We start from the raw sequence: 18,465 nt of genomic DNA, 5'->3' as shown, positions 1-18,465 counted from the left end.
GTATCTCAGGACATGGCCTCGGCGATCAGCTCGTCGGCAGCTTCGGCCAGCACATCGTCCATCGCCTCGCCCGCCACCGTCTCGCGGCCGATTTCCAGCATCACCGGAACGGCAAGCGGCGAGACATGCTCAAGCGCGCGGTGGGTGGTGTGGCCCTTGATTCGTTTCAGCATATCGCCAAGACGGCCAATGTCCAAAAGTCCCGCCGCCGCGTCGCGCCGCGTGGCCTCAAGCAGAATATGGTCCGGCTCATGGCTGCGAAGAACGTCATAAATAAGATCGGCGGAGACCGTGACCTGCCGGCCGGTCTTTTCCTTTCCCGGATGACGGCGTTCGATCAGCCCGGAAATGACGGCGCAGTTGCGGAAGGTGCGTTTCAGCATGAAGGATTCGTCGAGCCACGCTTCCAGATCGTCGCCCAGCATGTCCTCATCGAGAAGGTCGACCAGCGACAGGCGTCGGGATTTCAGCCGCATGCCGATATCCTCCATGGCCCAGATGGCGAGCGAATAGTCGGTGGCGACGAAACCCATCGGCTTTGCGCCCGCTCGTTCCAGCCGCCGCGTCAGAAGCATACCAAGTGTTTGATGCGCCAGCCGTCCCTCGAAGGGATACATGACCATGAAGAAGCGCTTGCGGAAGGGAAAGGTCTCGACCAGCAGCTCTTCACGCTTGGGAATGATCGACTTTTCCTTCTGGATCGCCAGCCAGTCGCGGACCTGATCCGGCAAAGCATGCCAGCGGGCAGGATCGGCAAGCATCGAACGCACCTGATCCGCGAGGTAGGTGGACAGCGGAAACTTGCCGCCGGCATAGGAGGGTATCTTCGGATCCATGGAGAAGGCCTGCGACACCAGGCATTCATTCTCGCGGATGCCTTCAAACCGCAGCACCTTGCCGGCAAAGAGGAACGTATCACCCTGCACCAGCTGCTCGAGGAAATATTCCTCGACCTTGCCGAGCGACATGCCGCCACGCCCGACCGTGCCCTTGGCATTACGCTTGACCATGCGGACATTGAGTTCCGCCGCCTCGACGATGGTGCCGAGGTTGAGGCGATATTGCTGCGCGACCGCGGGATTGGAGACACGCCAGCGGCCATCCTTCATCTGGCGGATACGGGCATAACGTTCATAGGTGCGCAGCGCATAACCGCCTGTCGCGGTAAAATCTACCACCCGGTCGAAAGTGGCGCGCGGCAGGTCGGCATAGGGCGAGGCGCTCGTTACTTCACGATAAAGCTCATCCGCATCGAAGGGTTCGGCACAGGCCATGCCAAGCACATGCTGGGCGAGAACATCGAGCGCGCCTTCGGCAATCGGCGGGGTATCCTGCGCGCCGATGTAATTGGCATCCAGCGCTGCCCGACACTCCATCACCTCGAACCGGTTGGCGGGAACGAGGATCGCCTTTGACGGCTCGTCCATGCGGTGGTTGGCGCGACCGATGCGCTGTGCAAGGCGGCTTGCGCCCTTCGGCGCGCCGACATGCGCAACCAGATCGACATCGCCCCAATCTATGCCGAGATCGAGCGTGGAGGTGGCGACGACGGCGCGCAGCCGGTTTTCGGCCATGGCCGCCTCGACCCGGCGGCGCTGGGCCGTGTCCAGCGAGCCGTGATGCAGCGCGATCGGCAAATTGTCGTCATTGATGGTCCAGAGTTCCTGAAAGATCAGCTCCGCCTGGGAGCGGGTGTTGACGAAGATCAGCGTTGTCTGATGCTCCTTCAACGCGGCGTATAAATCCTTCATGGCGTAACGCGCCGAATGGCCGGACCATGGAATGCGCTCTTCCGTATGCAGGATGGAAATATCCGGCTTTGCCCCGCCTTCGACCGTGATAAGCCCGGCGGGCGGCTCGCCCTGCCCCTGCGGCGCCAGATAACGGCGTAGATCCATCGGCTCCGCCACCGTGGCCGAAAGGCCGATGAAACGCACGTTCGGAGCGTGCCGGCGCACCCGGGCGAGCGCCAGCGACAGCAGATGTCCGCGCTTGGAGGTGACCAGCGAATGCAATTCGTCGAGCACCACATATTTCAGGTCACGGAAAAACCGTTCGGCCTCCTTGTTGGCGAGCAGCAAGGAAACCTGCTCCGGCGTCGTCAGGAGAATATCCGGCGGCTTGATCTTCTGTCGCTGGCGTTTGCCCTGCGGCGTATCGCCTGTCCGGGTTTCGATGGAAATCGGCAGGCCCATTTCGGAAACGGGTCTGGTGAGATTGCGTTCGATATCCACCGCCAGCGCCTTCAGAGGCGAGATATAGAGCGTATGCACACCGATAAAACCGGCGCCAGGCGGAACCTTGCCGCGTTCGGCAAGATCGGTAAGCGAGGCCATGAAACCGCCCAATGTCTTGCCGGCGCCCGTCGGCGCAATCAGCAGCATGTTCTCACCGCCGCGCACCCGGGCCATCAGCTCCAGCTGATGGGCGCGCGGAGACCATCCCTTTTCTGCAAACCATTTCTGGAATGGAAGGGGCAGGGTGCCGACATGCGTGCCGGAAGTTGGGGATTCGGCGTGTTTCACCCCTGCAAGGTAGTGAAAAACCTGCGAAAAAGAAGAGCGTAACGCCTCCGCTTGACAGGAAAACATAATCATGGATAAATAATATCCATGATAGTCAGGCAATAGCGTGGGAAAGACCGATGAAACTCGGAGACGGCGTTGAACAGGCCATTCACAGCGTGGGCATGCTGGCGGGGCTTTCCGAAGGTGGTGTGCTGTCGGCAGCAGCGCTCGCGGAATTCCACGGCGTTTCCACGAGCTATCTTCTGAAGCACCTGCAGTCGCTGTCCAATGCCGGGATTGTCGCCACCGTGCCGGGGCCGAAGGGCGGTTACCGTCTGGCCCGGGCGACCGACAGGATCACCCTGCTTGATATCGTGCTGGCTGTGGAAGGACCGCAACCTGCCTTCCGCTGCGCCGAAATCCGCCAGCGCGGGCCGAACCCCTTGCCGGGGCGTTATTTCACCAAGCCCTGCGGCATCAATGCCGCGATGCTGAAGGCGGAAAAGGCCTATCGCGCCGAACTTGCCAAAGCCACCATCGCCGACATTCTGAGCGATCTTGCCGCCAACGACGATGGCGGAATTGCCGCGCGCGGCTGCGCCTTTCTGGAGATGAACGAGCGCAAGACGACGGCGCGCTAAAGACCGCAGAACGACCTATCGAAACACCGGAAAGCAGGACAGCTTTCCGGAGCGACCACCCGGGACTTGAAACAGACCTGACCGAAGGAGAAACCCATGAAAACCCGTCTCAACTATGCCAAGGCATCCCCCGAAGCCTTCAAGGCCGTCATGGCGCTTGAAAACTATGTTCAGGGCAGCGGCCTTGACCGACGCTTCATTCACCTCATCAAGCTGCGCGCCTCGATCATCAACGGCTGCGCTTTCTGCGTGGACATGCATGTGAAAGAAAGCCGTCATGACGGGCTTTCTGAACAGTGGATCAACCTGATGAGTGTGTGGCGCGAATCCCCCGTTTATACCGAGCAGGAACGGGCGCTGCTCGGCTGGGTGGATGCGGTGACGAAAATTGCCGAAACCGGCGCGCCGGATGATGCCTTCGAGACCCTGAAGGCGCATTTTTCCGAGGAAGACATCGTGAAGATCACGGTTGCGATCGGCACGATCAACACCTGGAACCGCATCGCCGTTGGTTTCCGTTCGCAGCATCCGGTCGAAGCCGCCGCAAAGGCAGCCTGAACCAGCTTGACCGCATCGAACGACCGCTACATGGCGATGTAGCGGTCGTTTCTATGATTGACGGCGAGCGTGAGGTTCATGACCAGCGCGCCAAGAATGGAGCAGAGGATAATGAAAGGCGTCGCGACGAAGAAGGAGCAGGCCAGCACCATGCCATCAAAGGCAAGCTGCACGAGGCCGGCGCGCCAGCCGAAACGATCCTGAAGATAAAGCGCCAATATGCCGAAGCCGCCGAGGCTGGTACGATGGCGAAACAGCGCCAGCATGCCGGCGGCGACCGTCAATCCGCCGAAGAGTGCAGCGGCAATCGGGTTGATGCTCTCAAAGGCGAAAAAGCCCGGCATATATTCCGACAGCAGGGCCGTCATGGCGATGGCGCAGAAGGTCTTCACCGTAAAGGCGAGGCCCAGACGGCGGAAGGCGAGATAATAAAACGGCAGGTTGGTGAGAAAAAACACCGCGCCGAAGCTGAAGCCAGTGGCGTAATGCGCCAGAAACGCGAGCCCCACCACACCGCCGGTGAGAAGGCCTGCTGCGGAAAACAGCGTGACACCGAGTGAAATCAGCATGCTGCCCGCCAGAATGGCCTGCGCATCTTCCAGTAGCGAATGGCGATCTGGCGCGGACGTCCAAAGGTTCAATCGCCTGCGCGCAGTGGTGTCGTCCATGCATTTTCCCCTGACTTTCGATCTGCCCAGCTATTGCGCCGAAGCCCGACGAATTTCAAGCGCTCAAACTTAACGCAGGACGATGTATCTGTCCGAGCGGTGGTTGATGGCGAGGAACATGTTGAGGACAAAAGTGCCGACAATCGAATAGACGACCGTGGCGGGATCGATGACGAGGAAGGCACAGAGCATGACAAAGGCGTCGAAAGCCAGCTGGATAAGGCCGGCGCGAATGCCGAAACGATCCTGAATATAGATGGCGAGAATACCGATGCCGCCAAGGCTGGCGCGGTGGCGATAAAGCGCCAGCAACCCATAACCCAGAAGCAGACCACCGAGCAGCGCCGCCCAGAGCGGATTGATGCTGTCGATGACCATCCAGCGCGCCTCCACTTCCGTCAGCACTGACACGAGGCCGATGGCGATGAAGGTCTTGAAGGAAAAGGCGAGACCGAGGCGACGGAACGACAGATAATAGAAGGGCAGATTGACGAGGAAGAACAGCAGGCCAAAGCTGATGCCGAAGGCATAATGAAGGAGAAAGGCGACACCGGCCGTGCCGCCGGTCAAAAGGCCGACCTTGTTCAGAAGATAAAAGCCGAGCGCCGAGACGATGGCACCGGTGACGATGCCCTGCACGTCTTCCACCGGCGCATGCCTGGCCGGATCGGAACTCCACATGCCGTAAACGCTTCTCGTTGTGCTCACGCTTTTTCCCTCAGGTTTCCGGCATATTTTGCACTGCAAAAAACAGCCGATCAAGATGGATACGTAAGCAAGCCTGACCTATCGTGAAAAAGGCAAGAAACGGAATGTTCAGGCTTTGGCGCGGGCAAGAAAGAGAATGCCGGAAAGGGGTTTTCCGGCATCCTTGCGAATGGTGGTTTTGCGGATTTCGATGGGGGAAAAGCCCGCCCGCTCAAGAAGATCGATCACGTAGCTTTTGGAATGTGCGTAACGAAGGGATTCCCGCAACACGAAACCTTCCTCGTCCCCCGCATCCTCCACCGAAAAGGCAAAGAAGCCTGATGGCGCGAGCAGGGCAGAAACAAGCGGCATGACGGTTTCAAGGCTGCCGAGATACATCATCACATCGGCAGCGGCGACGAGATCGGCACGGTGTTCCGCCAGCGCCGGGGTGAACAGTCCCGAGACCTCCGCCTCCAGCGAAAGATCGGCCTGGCCGAGATGGTCGTAAAGACCCTTTTCGTCGGCCTTGGCCAGCATGTTCTGGGAGATATCGAAACCCTCGAGCCGTTTTGCCAGAGAGCGGATTTCGATGCCAAGGAGACCGGTGCCGCAGCCAATATCGACGATGGTGTCGAAGGCGCCGCCTGTAGCCGCCTTGGCGATCAGCTCCGCCAGCTTTTGCGGCACGCTGTAATCCAGCTTCTCGACAAGCGAGGTTTCGAAACGATCGGCATAATCGTCGAACAGCCCTTCCACGTAGCGGCTCGGCGGCTGTTCAGGTGTTTCCGCGGCACCGAGAACCGCGAGCTTCAGTTCGGCTGCAAACAGTCCTTCCGCATCCAGCTCGGCGACTTTCTCGTAAGCCGCCACTGCCTTTGCGGTCTCCCCCGCCTTTTCGTGGTATTCTCCGAAGCGAAACCAGCCCGCCGTCCACCGTGGCGCAAGTTCAAGCGCCTGCTCCATGAGTTCGGCGGCGGCGGGATAGTCACCGCCTTCCGCCAACATGCGGGCATAGTCCGCCCGGCGGTCGGCAATGACGTCACCGGAAGAAAACTGGTTTGGGGCCATTCATGATTTCCTGAGAAGATGCTGGCTGTCATTTATCAAGCCATAAAAAAACTCAAGTCCTATTTCATGGCCCCTGCGTGGAATTGGCGAATATGGCGCGATATAGTGCGTGAAAACTTGCATCACGGCGGTGCGCCCCATATGTCAGGACAAAACAGGAGACTTGCTGATGGCCGGTGAGGTCAATAAAATGCTGGGTGATACGGTGGCCCGCACCGTGGTGAAGCTGCTCGTCGTTTCATTGCTCGTCGGCTTTCTGATGGCGATCTTCGGGCTGACGCCGTGGAACATCATCTATGGCGCACGCGATTTCATCGTCGATCTGTGGCGCAGCGGTTTCCATGCGCTGGGCGCCATCGGTGACTATCTGATCCTGGGCGCCACGATCGTCATTCCCGTTTTCATCATCCTGCGCCTCCTGAGCTATCGCCGCTGACATGACCGACACTTCACTTCAGACGCTTACCCGGCGCGGCTTCGTGCTGATTTCCGCCGGTTCCGTCCTTTCCGCCTGCGTTTCCATGCCCACCAACAAGGGTCTGCCTTCAGGCACCCGAGACGAGACGACAGCGGCGCTTCCGATGGTCAACGATCTGCGCCGCTCAAAGGGGCTTTCGCCGCTTTCCATCAATGGGGCGGCAAGCGGTGCCGCCGCCTATCAGGCCGGCCGCATGGTCAAGGCGCAGAAGATGGCGCATCTGATAGGTTTGACCGATAGTTTCCTCATCCGCATGAAGGATGGCAATGTGCCGCTTCCGGCAGCGGAAAACGTGGCGGCCGGGCAGGACAGCGTGGAGCGTGTCGTCAAGGCCTGGATCGGCTCGCAGCACCATCTCGAAAACATGCTCGGGCCTTATAACGGCCTTGGCGTCGCTGTCGCCTACGATGCCGCCAGCCGCAACCGGCCCTATTGGGCGATGGTGCTCTGCGCCTGAGATAGAAGGGGTGGGAAACCACCCGCCTCCCTCATTCCTGTGACGAGCACGGGATGAGGATAGAGAGCCCTGACGGGCACGCTGCCTAGACCTCCGGGTCGCACTCAGCCGAGCGCGCGATCCGCCCAGCGGTCCACTGTACTGTCACGCAGGTCACGGATGGAGTCGGCACCCTCGCGGGCGACCAGCTTCGACAGGCCCTTGACGATGGCCGATGGCAGGCCGGGGCCTTCATAGACCATGCAGGAATAAAGCTGCACGAGATCGGCCCCTGCCCTCACCTTTTCCAAAGCCGTTTCCGCAGATGAAACGCCACCAACGCCGATGATCGGCAAATTGGCGCCGACGCGACGGCGCATCTTGGCGAGAACCGTGGTGGAAAGCTCGAAGAGCGGCTTGCCCGACAGCCCGCCGGCCTCACCTTTGTGCGGACCGGGCCGCAGACCCTCGCGCGAAAGCGTGGTGTTGGAGACGATCAGACCATCGAGATCGTGGGCGAGCGCTTCTTCGGCAACATCGTCCAGCCCTTCTTCCGTCAGATCGGGCGCAATCTTGAGGAAGACGGGGATGCGTTTGCCGAGGCGCTCCGCTTCCGCCTTGCGGCGTTCCAGCACGGCCGACAGGAGTGCGGCAAGGCTTTCACGTGCCTGCAGGTCACGGAGGCCGGGCGTATTGGGCGATGAAATATTGACGGTGAAATAGGATGCCACCGAATAAAACGCCTCGATGCCCTGCACATAATCGGCGATGCGGTCTTCGCTATCCTTGTTGGCGCCGATATTGACGCCGACGATGCCGCGCAGACGCGCCTGTTTCAGACGCTCCAGCGCCGCGGCATGGCCTTCATTGTTGAAACCGAGGCGGTTGATGACGCCCTCATCCTCAACCAGGCGGAAGATGCGCGGCTTGGGATTGCCGGATTGCGCCCGCGGCGTGACGGTGCCGATTTCGGTAAAGCCGAAACCAAGCCTCAGAAGCGGGCCCGGCACTTCCGCATTCTTGTCATACCCCGCCGCCATGCCGAGCGGATTGGGGAAGACAAGGCCCGCCACCGTCTGCTGCAGGCGCGGATCGTGCGGCACCATGCAGGTGGACAGGAAGCCGCTTTTCAGCGCCGCGACGGAGAGCCCATGCGCCTTTTCCGGATCGATGAGAAACAGGCCCTTGCGGCCGACAGAGGAAAATAATCCGTTCATCACAAAATCTCCGGAAACTGGTGCTGGCCATCATGATCGAGTGAGAGCGGCGTTTCCCAAAGCACGGCGCTTAAGGGAAGCGGGGCGTAGAGATGCGGAAAAAGATCGCCGCCCCTGGATGGTTCATAGACCAGCTTGTCGCCGAGCGCTGCGCCGTCGACGGCGATCAGAAGCAGATCGACCTGGCCGGAAAAATGCCGCGCGGCGGTCTCTGCCACCTGTTTTGCCGTCGAGAAATGAATGAAACCGTCGGTCAGATCGATGGCGGCGCCTTCGAAGACACCCTTTGCCCTGGCGGCACTCCACAACGTCTCCGGCACGATTTTATAGATGATCGCGGGCGTTTCCTGCATGGCGTTCTCCAAGGCTTTCCAGCGCTTTCCTGTCCGGGCGGTTTGCCGCAAAGCTTGAAGATTGTCCACAGTTTCCACGGCATTTTTATTGCGGAAGTCCTGAAAGGCCGCCTGTCCACAAGCTTTTCCTTGTAATGCCGGAACGATTGGCGCAACCTTCCGCGGAGGAGCCGGCCGTGTTTCGACCACCGGCAAGGGAGTGAGCCAATCGCTGAAAAAGAACCGCATAACGCCCTTGGGAGGGGGCCAGAATGTCGGAACTTGTCATTATCATCGCAGATGACCACCCGCTTTTTCGCGGTGCCCTGAAACAGGCCGTATCCGGTCTCGACGGGCAACAGACCATCATCGAGGCCGGGGATTTCGAGGCTGCCCGACGTGCAGCCGCAGCGCGCAACGACGCCGATCTCATGCTTCTCGACCTCGCCATGCCGGGGGTCAGCGGATTTTCAGGCCTGATGGCGCTGAGAGCGGAATTTTCCAGCCTGCCGATCGTCATCGTTTCGGCCACGGATGATGCCACCACCGTGCGCCGGTCGATCGAACTCGGCGCTTCCGGTTTCATCTCGAAATCATCGGGCATTGACGATATTCGCGACGGCATTCGTGCGGTTATGGAAGGTGATGTCTGGATACCGGCGGGCCACCAGGGCGAGAAGGAACAGGATCCCGACGTGGCCGATCTCATCGGCCGGCTCAGAACGCTGACACCGCAGCAGAGCCGGGTGCTCGGCATGCTGGCCGAAGGGCTGCTGAACAAGCAAATCGCCTATGAACTCAATGTTTCCGAGGCCACCATCAAGGCACATGTCTCGGCTATCCTGCTGAAGCTCAAGGTCGACAGCCGCACGCAGGCGGTCATCCAGCTCGCCAAGATAAATACATCGGCCATGGTGGCTTAGGGCAAGGATTTTATTCCTTTCATTCCTTTACTCCTGACCGGATTTGGGCTAGATTCCGGTCAGTAAACGACAGGAGCTTTCCGCTATCGGCTCCATTTGCGGGCTTTCTATCATGCTGTCACACGAGACGATCTGGAGCGCCATCGATACGCTTGCCGAACGCCATCAGCTGACGCCTTCGGCATTGGCGAAGCGCGCCGGCCTCGATCCCACCTCGTTCAATAAATCGAAACGCTTCGGGCCGGATGGCCGCAAACGCTGGCCCTCGACGGAATCCGTCTCCAAGGTGCTGGAGGCGACGGGAGCCAGTGTCGACCAGTTTTTCGGTTATGCTTTCGGCAGGGCGCAGACGATGCAGCCTTCCGGTGTGGACAACGCCATTCCCCTGCTCGGTTTTGCGCAGGCCGGTTCCGGCGGCTTTTTCGATGATGGCGGTTTTCCGGCGGGTCAAGGCTGGGATGTGGTGGAGTTTCCCTCTTCTCCCGAACGCAAGCAGGGCGTCTACGCGCTGGAAGTGCAGGGTGAGAGCATGATGCCGCTTTACCGCGATGGCGACATCCTCATCGTGGAGCCCGGTGCGCAGGTGCGGCGCGGCGACCGCGTGGTGCTGAAAAGCCGCGATGGCGAAGTGATGGCCAAGGTGCTGGCGCGGCAAAGCCCCAAAAACATCGAGCTTCTTTCGCTCAACCCCGAACATCCCAATCGTAGCTTCGACATGGCCGATGTGGAATGGATCGCCCGCATCATCTGGGCCAGCCAGTAGCCCGCAATCGCGGGCATGGGTTTCCCGGCACCGGCGCGCCGAGACCATTGCTTTAAAGGCCGAATGTCCTTGCGGCGGCATCGACCGTCATGATCTTCGCACCGCCGGACACCGCTTTGCGGACGAGGCCCTCAAATCGGCCTTCCGGGCAACCGTAGAAGCTTGGTGTCTGCGAAACATCGTGGGTGAAGATGATGAGCCAGCCGCCCTTTTGCAAAACATCCTCAAGCCAGTGGTCGGCGGCGTCGAGGTAGTTTTGATCCGCACGCAACTCGACGGCGGCAAGATTATACGGATCGACGCTGCCGCGATTGATGCCCGGCATGATGCCGCGCGCGGTTCTGAACCGGCGCCGCAAGAGCGGCTGCATGAGCGGTGAGGCCATGCCGAAGGGAACGGAGAAATTCCGCCCGTGACGGCTTCCATCAAAGGATCCCAGCACGCTGTCATTACGATCGAGATCCGCCTCAAGCCCCCGTCGTGAAAAACTCGAGAGTTTGCGATGGGAAAAGGTGTGGCAGGCAAGCTCATGACCGGCCGCCGCCAGTTCCGAGCAACCTTTCGCGGAAATCATCTCCTGCTGTTCATCATATTTGTCGATGAACACGCCGGCGATGTAAAACGTCCCGCAAACGCCCTCCTTTTCCAGAATGCGCGCACCCTCTGTCCAGGCGGTTGCCGGCACATCGTCGAATGTGAAGGACACGATCGGTTCGGACGTTTCGACCCGCGCCTGCGGTCCCGGAAAATACCGCACCAGCCGGTTATTGATCCGGTCTGCAAAAGTCCCGATTTTTTGTGTCATACAAAGCCCCCCGGCCTGTCTGCAAATTACTGCCCCTGTTCAAGTATGTCGTAGGCCTGATGCCTCAAACAATAGACTGCGATCAGCAGAGAAGACCAAATAGGCCCGGTTCCGGTAAAGAAATTACTCTCAAGACACGAAGAAAGCAGCGCATACACCCAAATTCGTGCAAAAAGTCGGGTCAGCCCCGGATCCGTGCCCTTGACCACCGCCGTACGGAAATCATTTGCCGGTATGATGACCAACCACAGAACGGTAAGAATGAAGGCCGGCAAGCCGCCATTCAGCAGGCTTTCGACATAGCCATTATGGGCATGGAAAGCGGTGACCGCCCAGGTGCCGGCAATATCGGCCTGCGACAGCAAACGGTCGCTCGTCCAGAAAGCCTGAAACCCCTGCCCGAAGATCGGCGATTGCGCGAAGGTGTCGAAGGACAGGCGCCATATGTCCGTCCGCCCGGTGAAGGTGGAATCGATGCCCAGGCTTTCGACAAAATTCTGTATGCTCGGAAAATAGGTGGAGCCAACCGCGACGATGTTGAGGAAGGCCAGAAGACCACCGATCATCAGCAAGGTGCGGTGGGCATGCCGTTCCATGATCCAGACCAGCGCCAGGGTGACGGGCAAAAGCATGGCCGCCGTTTTTCCGTTAGTCTTCCAGAGAAAGAACCCGGCCAGCAGCGTAATCGCAATGCCGCCCAGCACCGACCAGGCGTTGCGCAGGTAAAGTCCGATCATGAAAAGAATGATCATGGCCGGAGCGGCGGCGTTCTTGTGATTGAAGATGCCGCGCCAATCGCCGGCGAGCGCCTTTTCATCAAGGTCATAGGGCTGGTGGATCGAGCGCGAACTCAGGAAGATCACGCCGAGATAACAAAGCGCCAGCAAAATGAGGGCGAAGATGGCCATCATCCGGTCGAACTGCCGCCGGTCGCGCGGCATGACGACCAGAACGCTGGTGATGAAACATAAAAGCGCGGTGAAGATCAGGCGTTGCAGCGACGTGCCGGGTTCAGCACCCAGCACCGAGCAGATGACCAGCCAGAAAAACAGCAGGAGAATGGGCAAGCGGGGCCGCAGGAGAAGGCCAGTCAGCCGGTGGCGCAGCGCAAAAACCCCCAGCATGCCCGCAATCATCAGCCCGGTCAGCTGGTTTGCTGCAGCGTGGGGCACAGGGGGAGCGGCAAGATTTTCGAAAGGGGCTACGGAAATCCAGATATAGAGCATGGTGACGACGAAAAAAATCGCGTCGCGACGGCCACCCGACAGGGAGATGGCGCTGCTCTCGGAAGCAATGGACCGCGTATCAGCCAAACGCGGCATGGTCGCGTGCACCGGAACTGGACAATCGGATCATGGGCCTGCCTTGTGACGAACAACGAAACCCTTCTAAAACAGGGCCATGTCCAAATAACCATAAACAGTCATTATCATCATTATTGTGCAATTGCTTTAACCCTCTCTTACCTCAAGAAGGCTAAGATAGGAGAAACTGTCATTCATTCGGGTTATCGGTGTCGGATTATTGCCCGGTCGCCGGCCTTTCAGTTCGTCACATTTCAAAACAGGACAGTTCCTTTTTGAATTCGCCCGGCAATGCCGGAAAAAATGGAGAATGAGGTGTCGTTCAATACGCCGCGGCTCGGCCATCTAGTCAGATTGGGATTGACCTATATGGCATCCGGCGGGGCGCTCCTCATGTCCAGCGCCGCCCAGCTTCTGACCTTTGCACTGCTTGCCCGCCATCTCGGTGTCGAACAATTCGCGCTTTACGCCTCCATTACCGCCGTCACCAATCTCGGCGTCCAGATCTGCGGCATCGGTTCGCAGGAATCGCTGATCCGCCGTGTTGCGCAGGATCGCAGCATGTTTCCCGTCATGCTCGGCCACAGCTATCTCCTGAGCGCTGCGACCGGCGTGGTACTGACGATCATCGGCATGGTGACGATCCCGGTTTTTTTCCCGACCTCGGAAACATTGCTGCACACGCTGATCACCACCTTCCTGATCCTGTTCACCAACCTCGTTCTCCTGAAGGTCATCTCGCTTTCCACGCAGAGCTTCATCGCCCATTCCGACTTCGGCTCGGCCAACAAGCTGGAAGTGATGTTCGCCGTCGCCCGCACCATTGCCGCCGTGGTGGCCTGCCTCATCTTCAAGGTGGAAACGGTTGAGGCCTGGGCGCTGTGGAACCTTGCCGCCCACACCATTGCGGCCATGATTTCCGTCAAGGCGATCGTGAAACTCGGCAGGCCGGTATTCCGGATCGTCCGTGAGGAAATCCGCATCGGCATCCTGTTTTCCACCCAGTTCCTGTTCAAGGCCGTGCGCGGCAATGCCGATATTCTCGTTCTCGGCGCCATTGCCAGCGCCGAGGTGCTGGGCAGCTATTCCATCGCCCGGCGCATTCTCGATAGTTCCTATCTCTCCGTCGAGGCTCTCAACCGGCTGATCTATCCGGGCTCGGCCTCCGCTGCCCTGCAGGGCATTACCAAGACCATAGAGCGCGCCTATAACGTGCTGAAGGCGGCGCTTTTCATCGCAACGGGCAGCGCGCTCGTCATTTTCATCATCGCACCCTTCCTGCCGCTTTTGTTCGGCGACGAATATGTCTCGCTGCCCATCATCACCCGCGTGCTTTGCTGGGCCGTCCTGCCCATGGCCGTTGCGGCCACCGCGCTCGAGGCGCTCGGCGCTTCCGGGCGGCAGGATATTCGCGCCAAGATTTGGAACAGCGGCAATCTCATCGGCTCCGTCGTCGTCGCCTTCTTCACCTGGTCCTTCAGCATTTCGGGAACGATCGGCAGCTATTTCATGGTGGAAACCGCCATCGCCGCCGCCGTGTGGATTGCGCTTCTGCGCCTGCGACGCAACGAAGAGGTTTTCGCGCCAGCCAAATAAAGGCCGGTGTCAGGGCCGGTCCGGACAGGCCGGCTCCCTCTAATAGAGCCCATAGGGGAAATAACGCCGGTAGATTTCTTCCAGCCGGCCGTTTCGCGAAAGGGCGGCCAGCGCCTGATCGAAAGCCGGCACCAGTACGTTATCCGGATCGACCGTCATGATGGACAGGCCTTCGCCGAGAAACCGGTCAGACATGTAAGGACCACCGAAGAGCGCGCAGCAGCCTTCGGACGCACTTCCCGAAACCCAGAAAGACAGGCGCAGACCGTCGGCGAAGATCGCGTCCACCTTGCCTGCCTTCAACGCCTCATACATGGGTTCGTAGCCATCGAAACTCTCGGCCGTGGCTTTTGGAAAAAACGCTTTCAGCATCTGTTCGTGCCGGGAGCTGCCAACCACGCCCACCTTCTTTCCCGAAAGCGCATCCGCGCCGGAGCCGGTGAATTTTGCCGTCTTGTTCACGGCAAGACGGGCGGGCAACAGCAGATAGGGCCGCGAGAAGGTAAAGCTCTTGCGCAGATCGGCAGTGGTGGCGAGGCCGGAAATCACTGCTTCGCCCTCTCCCATTTCAAGAGCCGCTTCCAGCTCGTCAAACGGCAGCGCCTGCACCTGGCATTTGCTTTCCACCTTCAGCTGGGCGCAGATTTCCCGCACCAGATCGACATGAAAACCCGCAAGCCGGCCCTCCTGATCGGTAAAATTGAAAGGCGGGAAATCAACCGACATCAGAAACCTGATGCGGGGAACGGAGGAAAGATCACCTCCCGGAAACCGCTCCTGCGCGTCGAACAGCACCGGCATGCGATTTCCATCCGACAGGCCTTCCGCATGGGCTTCACTAAAATAACCAACAAATTGCAAAGCGAAAGCTAAAGTAAATCCAAGACCTATATTCCGCGTTACATTCGTTATTCTCATCTATACTATCCGTGAAAGGAAGTGGGGCGTCGCCATGAGGGCGGCGGCGATGCATGGATTATTTTAGGCACTATACACGAGAATCATTTCGCACGACGCCGGCCGGACGAAAAATTGCATTTTCGGGCACCGACGAAAATCCACTCTGGAGTGCCCCCGAACAGGACGAGGCGAGGCAGACCCGTTTTCTCTTCTCACTGGGATTCGGCAAACCCTATGTCGACGCCTTCAGGCAGCGGGCGCTGGAAAACGGCTCGACCGTGGAAGACGAATTGCTGGCAAGCGGCCTCGTCACGACGGAAGCCTATTACGGTGCTTTCGCCAGATTTCTGCGCTTGCCATTCACCCCGGCAATCGGCCCGGAACGGGTGGCGGATCTGAATGATCTGGACACTCAACTCACCGAACCGAGGTTTTTGCGGCTGACGCCACTGAACGGTAAAACAGTGCTGCTGATCGTGCCGGAACTTGCCCGGATGGAACTGCTGAAAAACATGCTGGAACAATATCCGCATCTTTCAGACGAACTTGCCGTGACCACACCGCAGGCCATGCGCAGCGCAATCTGGAAAGCGGGCGAGGCTCGCCGCTCGGCGGAAACCCGGCAGCGGCTTTTCAACACTGCGCCACAACATTCCGCCAGGATCACGCTGCACGGCCAGCAGGGTTTTGTGGGCGGCGTTCTCGCCACCCTGCTCATCCTGTCGCTGCTGTTTTACACGCAGGCGGCATTGCTCTATCTCCACGTCACCCTGACGATGCTTTACCTCTGCACCCTGCTTTTCCGGCTGCTTGCACTCCTGCATAGCCCTGCCGAAAACGACGTGGCAACCGTCTTGCCTCTACCGCAGGAGAGCGAATTGCCGATCTATACCGTTCTGGTGGCGCTTTACCGCGAAGAGGCTGTCATCGGGCAGCTCATCGGGGCATTGGAGCGCCTGGACTGGCCCCGATCCCGGCTCGACATCAAGCTGATATGCGAGGCCGACGACGGCGCAACCATCGAGGCGATCGAGCGGATAAATCCCGGCCCGCATATGGAACTCGTCAGGGTGCCTTCCTCCCTGCCGCGCACCAAACCAAAGGCCCTGACCTATGCCCTCTCCGGCGCGCGCGGCACCTTCGTTGTCGTCTATGACGCGGAGGACCGGCCACACCCGCAGCAATTGCGTGAAGCCCATGTCGTCTTCCGGGATCAACCGGACGATATCGCCTGCCTGCAGGCGCCGCTTATCATCACCAATGCCTCTTCCTCCTGGCTCAGTGCCTGTTTCGCGTTGGAATATTCGGGGCTCTTCCGCTGCATGTTACCCGCCCTCGCCGCCCGTGGACTACCGCTGCCGCTTGGCGGTACCTCCAATCATTTCCGCACCGCCGCGTTGCGGCGGGTCGGCGCCTGGGACCCCTACAATGTGACGGAAGATGCCGATCTGGGCCTCAGGCTGCACCGGCTCGGTTATCGCTGCGGTGTCATCCGGCGGCAGACGCTGGAGGATGCGCCGACTGCGCTGCCCGTCTGGCTGAACCAGCGCACGCGCTGGTACAAAGGCTGGCTGCAAAGCTGGCTGGTGATGACTCGTGCGCCTTTTGCGACCGCGCGCCACATGGGGTGGATTGCCTATATGGTCTTTCAGCTGCTGATCGGCGGCATGCTTCTGTCGTCGCTGGCCCATCCCTTGCTCTTCGTTGCCCTGGCTTTCATGGCCATGGCCATCCGGGAAAATGGCGCGGATATGCTGCTCTCTTCGCAGGGCCTTCTGTTTGCCATCGATGTGCTGAATATTGCCGGAAGCTACACGATCTTCGTGCTGATGGGGCGGAGCAGAATGATCGGTTATGAAAGGCGACAGGTCGGAAGGCGCTGGCTGGCCATACCCTTATATTGGCTGATGCTGTCCGTCGCGGCCTGGCGCGCGGTGGTGGAGCTAAAAACCAGCCCCTTCGTCTGGAACAAGACGCCACATGTGCCGTCTGCCAGGAATAGCGCCTGACCCGGCACACAATAGCAACCAGGCGGTCCCGATGCCTTTTGCGGCAAGCCTCGCGAGCCTCTTTGCACTTGCGGCGCACGGGACGACCATTTGCAGGGCGCTTCAGACCTTGCATGCCGCAACCATCGATATATGCAATATCAAAACGCCTTGCCGAACGAAGCTCCTCCTCCGGCAAGGTCCGTCATTCCATGATCAAGCGACCGAACGGCTTTATCTGGCGACGAGCTTGTTCTTGATCAGGCCGACGATGATCTGGACGATCAGACCACCGACACCGCCGCCAACGAGCTGACCGGCAATAGCGCCGATATCCACACCGCCTGCTGCCGCATCTCCGGCCGCCCCAAGCAGCGATCCAAGTACGGTTCCGCCACCGACGCCGCCAATGGCGCCGGCAATCAGGTTACCGAGCGAACCAAGATCGGAATCCTTCACTATCTTTCCGCCGGCCGTGCCGCCAACCGCGCCACCGACGATCTGGGCCAATATCGAAGCAAGATCCATGTCATCCTCCTCAGTCGTTTCCCCGACCATTCGGGAAAACAAAGCCTCTTATTCAGGTCTGCGCGGGCTGGACAGAACCGGCATGGCCGGTCTTTTCTTCCTCGCCGAAAATTTTCCAGACCACAGCGCCAATGGCGCCGCCAAGGATCGGAGCGAGCCAGAACAGCCAGAGCTGCTGCAGCGCCCACCCGCCCACGAACAAGGCCTGCCCCGTCGAGCGGGCCGGATTGACCGATGTGTTGGTGACCGGAATGGAAATCAGATGAATAAGGGTAAGGGCAAGACCGATGGCGATCGGCGCGAAGCCGGCCGGAACCCTGCCATGCGTCGACCCCAGAATGACGATCAGGAAAAACGCCGTCAGGATAACCTCGATCAGCAACGCCGATACGAGCGAATATCCACCCGGAGAATGTTCGCCATAACCATTGGCGGCAAAACCGCCGATTTCAGCCCCCGCCTTGCCGGTGAGGATGACATAAAGCGCCGCGGCCGCGACGACCGCGCCCAGAACCTGCGCCACAATATAGGGCACGAGGCTCGCTGCCGGGAATTTGCCGGCAACGGTGAGACCGACGGAAACCGCCGGATTGAAATGGCCGCCTGAAATACCGCCAACCGCATAGGCCATGGTCAGAACCGTCAGGCCAAAAGCGAAAGCGACACCAAGGAAACCAATGCCGAGCTCAGGAAAAGCGGCGGCAAAAACCGCACTGCCGCAGCCCCCGAACACGAGCCAGAAAGTACCCAGAAATTCCGAAAGAAGCTTGCGACTCATAACACCCATCCCAAAATGCTACGTCTGCATCAACTATTACGTGCAATTTAATCGTAGTCAAGCAAAATTGCATATTTACGCGGCTGCCAAGAGCGAATCCGTCCTGATATGGCGCGGCTTTCCTCGGCCTCCGTTCGCTCGTCGGCGCCCTGAAACGTTTCGAGAATATATCGCAACCGAGATCGGCAGAACTTAACAACTTCAGGTTCAGGCAAGCCCGATTGCGTACTCAACCTTTACAAATTGGTGGACTTGAGCCGATGCGCTTCGGGGCTTGGGCAAGGA

The 18,465-nt window shown here is 59.4% G+C and carries 19 protein-coding genes; 8 read left to right on the top strand and 11 right to left on the bottom strand.

Annotation, left to right across the window (positions count from 1 at the left end; genetic code table 11):
• Window positions 1-5: 5 nt before the first annotated feature.
• Window positions 6-2,597, bottom strand: a complete 2,592-nt coding sequence (locus O3S81_RS07140) for a ligase-associated DNA damage response DEXH box helicase (RefSeq protein ID WP_269341876.1) — start codon at window positions 2,595-2,597, stop codon at window positions 6-8.
• 47 nt (window positions 2,598-2,644) lie between these two features.
• On the opposite strand from O3S81_RS07140, the gene O3S81_RS07135 reads away from it, so the two are divergent.
• Both O3S81_RS07135 and O3S81_RS07130 read left to right on the top strand, forming a co-directional pair.
• On the top strand, window positions 2,645-3,148 hold the full coding sequence (locus tag O3S81_RS07135) for an RrF2 family transcriptional regulator (protein ID WP_269341873.1): 504 nt from the start codon (window positions 2,645-2,647) through the stop codon (window positions 3,146-3,148).
• Window positions 3,149-3,244: 96 nt separating this feature from the next.
• A complete protein-coding gene (locus O3S81_RS07130; protein ID WP_269341872.1) occupies window positions 3,245-3,706 on the top strand; it encodes a carboxymuconolactone decarboxylase family protein in 462 nt (153 codons plus the stop codon).
• 26 nt (window positions 3,707-3,732) lie between these two features.
• Here O3S81_RS07130 and O3S81_RS07125 read toward each other — a convergent pair whose 3' ends face one another.
• The 3 genes from O3S81_RS07125 to O3S81_RS07115 all read right to left on the bottom strand — a co-directional run bounded on the left by O3S81_RS07125 (window position 3,733) and on the right by O3S81_RS07115 (window position 6,132).
• Window positions 3,733-4,374 carry a YitT family protein gene (locus tag O3S81_RS07125; RefSeq protein WP_269341869.1) on the bottom strand — a complete coding sequence of 214 codons (642 nt, stop codon included), beginning with the start codon at window positions 4,372-4,374 and terminating at the stop codon, window positions 3,733-3,735.
• A gap of 69 nt (window positions 4,375-4,443) precedes the next feature.
• A complete protein-coding gene (locus tag O3S81_RS07120; RefSeq protein WP_269342421.1) occupies window positions 4,444-5,055 on the bottom strand; it encodes a YitT family protein in 612 nt (203 codons plus the stop codon).
• Between the two features lie 135 nt (window positions 5,056-5,190).
• Window positions 5,191-6,132, bottom strand: a complete 942-nt coding sequence (locus O3S81_RS07115) for a class I SAM-dependent DNA methyltransferase (RefSeq protein ID WP_269341867.1) — start codon at window positions 6,130-6,132, stop codon at window positions 5,191-5,193.
• A 169-nt stretch (window positions 6,133-6,301) separates the two neighbouring features.
• On the opposite strand from O3S81_RS07115, the gene O3S81_RS07110 reads away from it, so the two are divergent.
• Complete coding sequence (locus tag O3S81_RS07110; RefSeq protein WP_269341865.1) at window positions 6,302-6,568, top strand: DUF6460 domain-containing protein; 267 nt, start codon at window positions 6,302-6,304, stop codon at window positions 6,566-6,568.
• Window position 6,569: 1 nt separating this feature from the next.
• A complete protein-coding gene (locus O3S81_RS07105) occupies window positions 6,570-7,067 on the top strand; it encodes a CAP domain-containing protein (protein WP_269341864.1) in 498 nt (165 codons plus the stop codon).
• Window positions 7,068-7,171: 104 nt separating this feature from the next.
• On the opposite strand, the gene O3S81_RS07100 is transcribed toward O3S81_RS07105, so the two are convergent.
• Window positions 7,172-8,263, bottom strand: a complete 1,092-nt coding sequence (locus tag O3S81_RS07100) for a quinone-dependent dihydroorotate dehydrogenase (protein WP_269341861.1) — start codon at window positions 8,261-8,263, stop codon at window positions 7,172-7,174.
• Entirely contained in the window at window positions 8,263-8,616 is a 354-nt protein-coding gene (locus O3S81_RS07095) for a DUF952 domain-containing protein (protein WP_269341860.1), read from the bottom strand. The genes O3S81_RS07100 and O3S81_RS07095 overlap by 1 nt, the downstream gene beginning before the upstream one ends.
• A 251-nt stretch (window positions 8,617-8,867) precedes the next feature.
• Between O3S81_RS07095 and O3S81_RS07090 the strand changes: the two genes are divergently transcribed.
• Both O3S81_RS07090 and O3S81_RS07085 read left to right on the top strand, forming a co-directional pair.
• Window positions 8,868-9,518, top strand: coding sequence for a response regulator (locus O3S81_RS07090; RefSeq protein ID WP_269341859.1), 651 nt, complete (start codon window positions 8,868-8,870; stop codon window positions 9,516-9,518).
• A gap of 112 nt (window positions 9,519-9,630) precedes the next feature.
• Window positions 9,631-10,281 (top strand): S24 family peptidase, encoded by a 651-nt coding sequence (locus O3S81_RS07085; RefSeq protein ID WP_269341858.1) that lies wholly within the window; start codon window positions 9,631-9,633, stop codon window positions 10,279-10,281.
• A gap of 52 nt (window positions 10,282-10,333) precedes the next feature.
• Here the strand turns inward: O3S81_RS07085 and O3S81_RS07080 are convergent, their stop codons facing one another.
• Both O3S81_RS07080 and uppY read right to left on the bottom strand, forming a co-directional pair.
• On the bottom strand, window positions 10,334-11,086 hold the full coding sequence (locus O3S81_RS07080; RefSeq protein ID WP_269341857.1) for a polysaccharide deacetylase family protein: 753 nt from the start codon (window positions 11,084-11,086) through the stop codon (window positions 10,334-10,336).
• A 26-nt stretch (window positions 11,087-11,112) separates the two neighbouring features.
• Window positions 11,113-12,408, bottom strand: a complete 1,296-nt coding sequence (gene uppY / locus O3S81_RS07075) for a Wzy-type polysaccharide biosynthesis protein UppY (RefSeq protein ID WP_269341855.1) — start codon at window positions 12,406-12,408, stop codon at window positions 11,113-11,115.
• Window positions 12,409-12,693: 285 nt separating this feature from the next.
• Between uppY and uppX the strand changes: the two genes are divergently transcribed.
• A complete protein-coding gene (gene uppX, locus O3S81_RS07070; RefSeq protein ID WP_269341853.1) occupies window positions 12,694-13,986 on the top strand; it encodes a Wzx-type polysaccharide biosynthesis protein UppX in 1,293 nt (430 codons plus the stop codon).
• A 39-nt stretch (window positions 13,987-14,025) separates the two neighbouring features.
• Here uppX and O3S81_RS07065 read toward each other — a convergent pair whose 3' ends face one another.
• The gene (locus O3S81_RS07065; RefSeq protein ID WP_269341851.1) at window positions 14,026-14,787 is read right to left on the bottom strand and encodes a transporter substrate-binding domain-containing protein; all 762 of its coding nucleotides are present in this window, start codon (window positions 14,785-14,787) and stop codon (window positions 14,026-14,028) included.
• Between the two features lie 170 nt (window positions 14,788-14,957).
• Here O3S81_RS07065 and O3S81_RS07060 point away from each other — a divergent pair, with 170 nt between their 5' ends.
• On the top strand, window positions 14,958-16,895 hold the full coding sequence (locus tag O3S81_RS07060; RefSeq protein WP_269341850.1) for a glycosyltransferase family 2 protein: 1,938 nt from the start codon (window positions 14,958-14,960) through the stop codon (window positions 16,893-16,895).
• Window positions 16,896-17,108: 213 nt separating this feature from the next.
• On the opposite strand, the gene O3S81_RS07055 is transcribed toward O3S81_RS07060, so the two are convergent.
• Window positions 17,109-17,402 (bottom strand): hypothetical protein, encoded by a 294-nt coding sequence (locus O3S81_RS07055; protein ID WP_269341849.1) that lies wholly within the window; start codon window positions 17,400-17,402, stop codon window positions 17,109-17,111.
• 52 nt (window positions 17,403-17,454) lie between these two features.
• Window positions 17,455-18,180 carry an aquaporin Z gene (aqpZ, locus tag O3S81_RS07050; RefSeq protein WP_269341847.1) on the bottom strand — a complete coding sequence of 242 codons (726 nt, stop codon included), beginning with the start codon at window positions 18,178-18,180 and terminating at the stop codon, window positions 17,455-17,457.
• Window positions 18,181-18,465 lie beyond the last annotated feature (285 nt).

This window comes from Agrobacterium sp. SOY23, from assembly GCF_027212525.1.
Classification (GTDB): domain Bacteria; phylum Pseudomonadota; class Alphaproteobacteria; order Rhizobiales; family Rhizobiaceae; genus Agrobacterium; species Agrobacterium tumefaciens_I.
Note: the sequence above shows the minus strand (reverse complement) of the source record. Positions and strands in the feature narration are given on the sequence as shown.

Coding starts and splice junctions, on each gene's coding strand:
- O3S81_RS07055 (WP_269341849.1), bottom strand. CDS start 17,402: ATGGATCTTGCTTCGATATTGGCCCAGATCGTCGGTGGCGCGGTTGGC.
- O3S81_RS07090 (WP_269341859.1), top strand. CDS start 8,868: ATGTCGGAACTTGTCATTATCATCGCAGATGACCACCCGCTTTTTCGC.
- O3S81_RS07140 (WP_269341876.1), bottom strand. CDS start 2,597: ATGATTATGTTTTCCTGTCAAGCGGAGGCGTTACGCTCTTCTTTTTCG.
- O3S81_RS07065 (WP_269341851.1), bottom strand. CDS start 14,787: ATGCCGGTGCTGTTCGACGCGCAGGAGCGGTTTCCGGGAGGTGATCTT.
- O3S81_RS07080 (WP_269341857.1), bottom strand. CDS start 11,086: ATGACACAAAAAATCGGGACTTTTGCAGACCGGATCAATAACCGGCTG.
- O3S81_RS07110 (WP_269341865.1), top strand. CDS start 6,302: ATGGCCGGTGAGGTCAATAAAATGCTGGGTGATACGGTGGCCCGCACC.
- O3S81_RS07060 (WP_269341850.1), top strand. CDS start 14,958: ATGGATTATTTTAGGCACTATACACGAGAATCATTTCGCACGACGCCG.
- O3S81_RS07130 (WP_269341872.1), top strand. CDS start 3,245: ATGAAAACCCGTCTCAACTATGCCAAGGCATCCCCCGAAGCCTTCAAG.
- O3S81_RS07085 (WP_269341858.1), top strand. CDS start 9,631: ATGCTGTCACACGAGACGATCTGGAGCGCCATCGATACGCTTGCCGAA.
- uppX (WP_269341853.1), top strand. CDS start 12,694: ATGGAGAATGAGGTGTCGTTCAATACGCCGCGGCTCGGCCATCTAGTC.
- aqpZ (WP_269341847.1), bottom strand. CDS start 18,180: ATGAGTCGCAAGCTTCTTTCGGAATTTCTGGGTACTTTCTGGCTCGTG.
- O3S81_RS07135 (WP_269341873.1), top strand. CDS start 2,645: ATGAAACTCGGAGACGGCGTTGAACAGGCCATTCACAGCGTGGGCATG.
- O3S81_RS07100 (WP_269341861.1), bottom strand. CDS start 8,263: ATGAACGGATTATTTTCCTCTGTCGGCCGCAAGGGCCTGTTTCTCATC.
- O3S81_RS07105 (WP_269341864.1), top strand. CDS start 6,570: ATGACCGACACTTCACTTCAGACGCTTACCCGGCGCGGCTTCGTGCTG.
- O3S81_RS07115 (WP_269341867.1), bottom strand. CDS start 6,132: ATGGCCCCAAACCAGTTTTCTTCCGGTGACGTCATTGCCGACCGCCGG.
- O3S81_RS07095 (WP_269341860.1), bottom strand. CDS start 8,616: ATGCAGGAAACGCCCGCGATCATCTATAAAATCGTGCCGGAGACGTTG.
- O3S81_RS07125 (WP_269341869.1), bottom strand. CDS start 4,374: ATGGACGACACCACTGCGCGCAGGCGATTGAACCTTTGGACGTCCGCG.
- O3S81_RS07120 (WP_269342421.1), bottom strand. CDS start 5,055: ATGTGGAGTTCCGATCCGGCCAGGCATGCGCCGGTGGAAGACGTGCAG.
- uppY (WP_269341855.1), bottom strand. CDS start 12,408: ATGCCGCGTTTGGCTGATACGCGGTCCATTGCTTCCGAGAGCAGCGCC.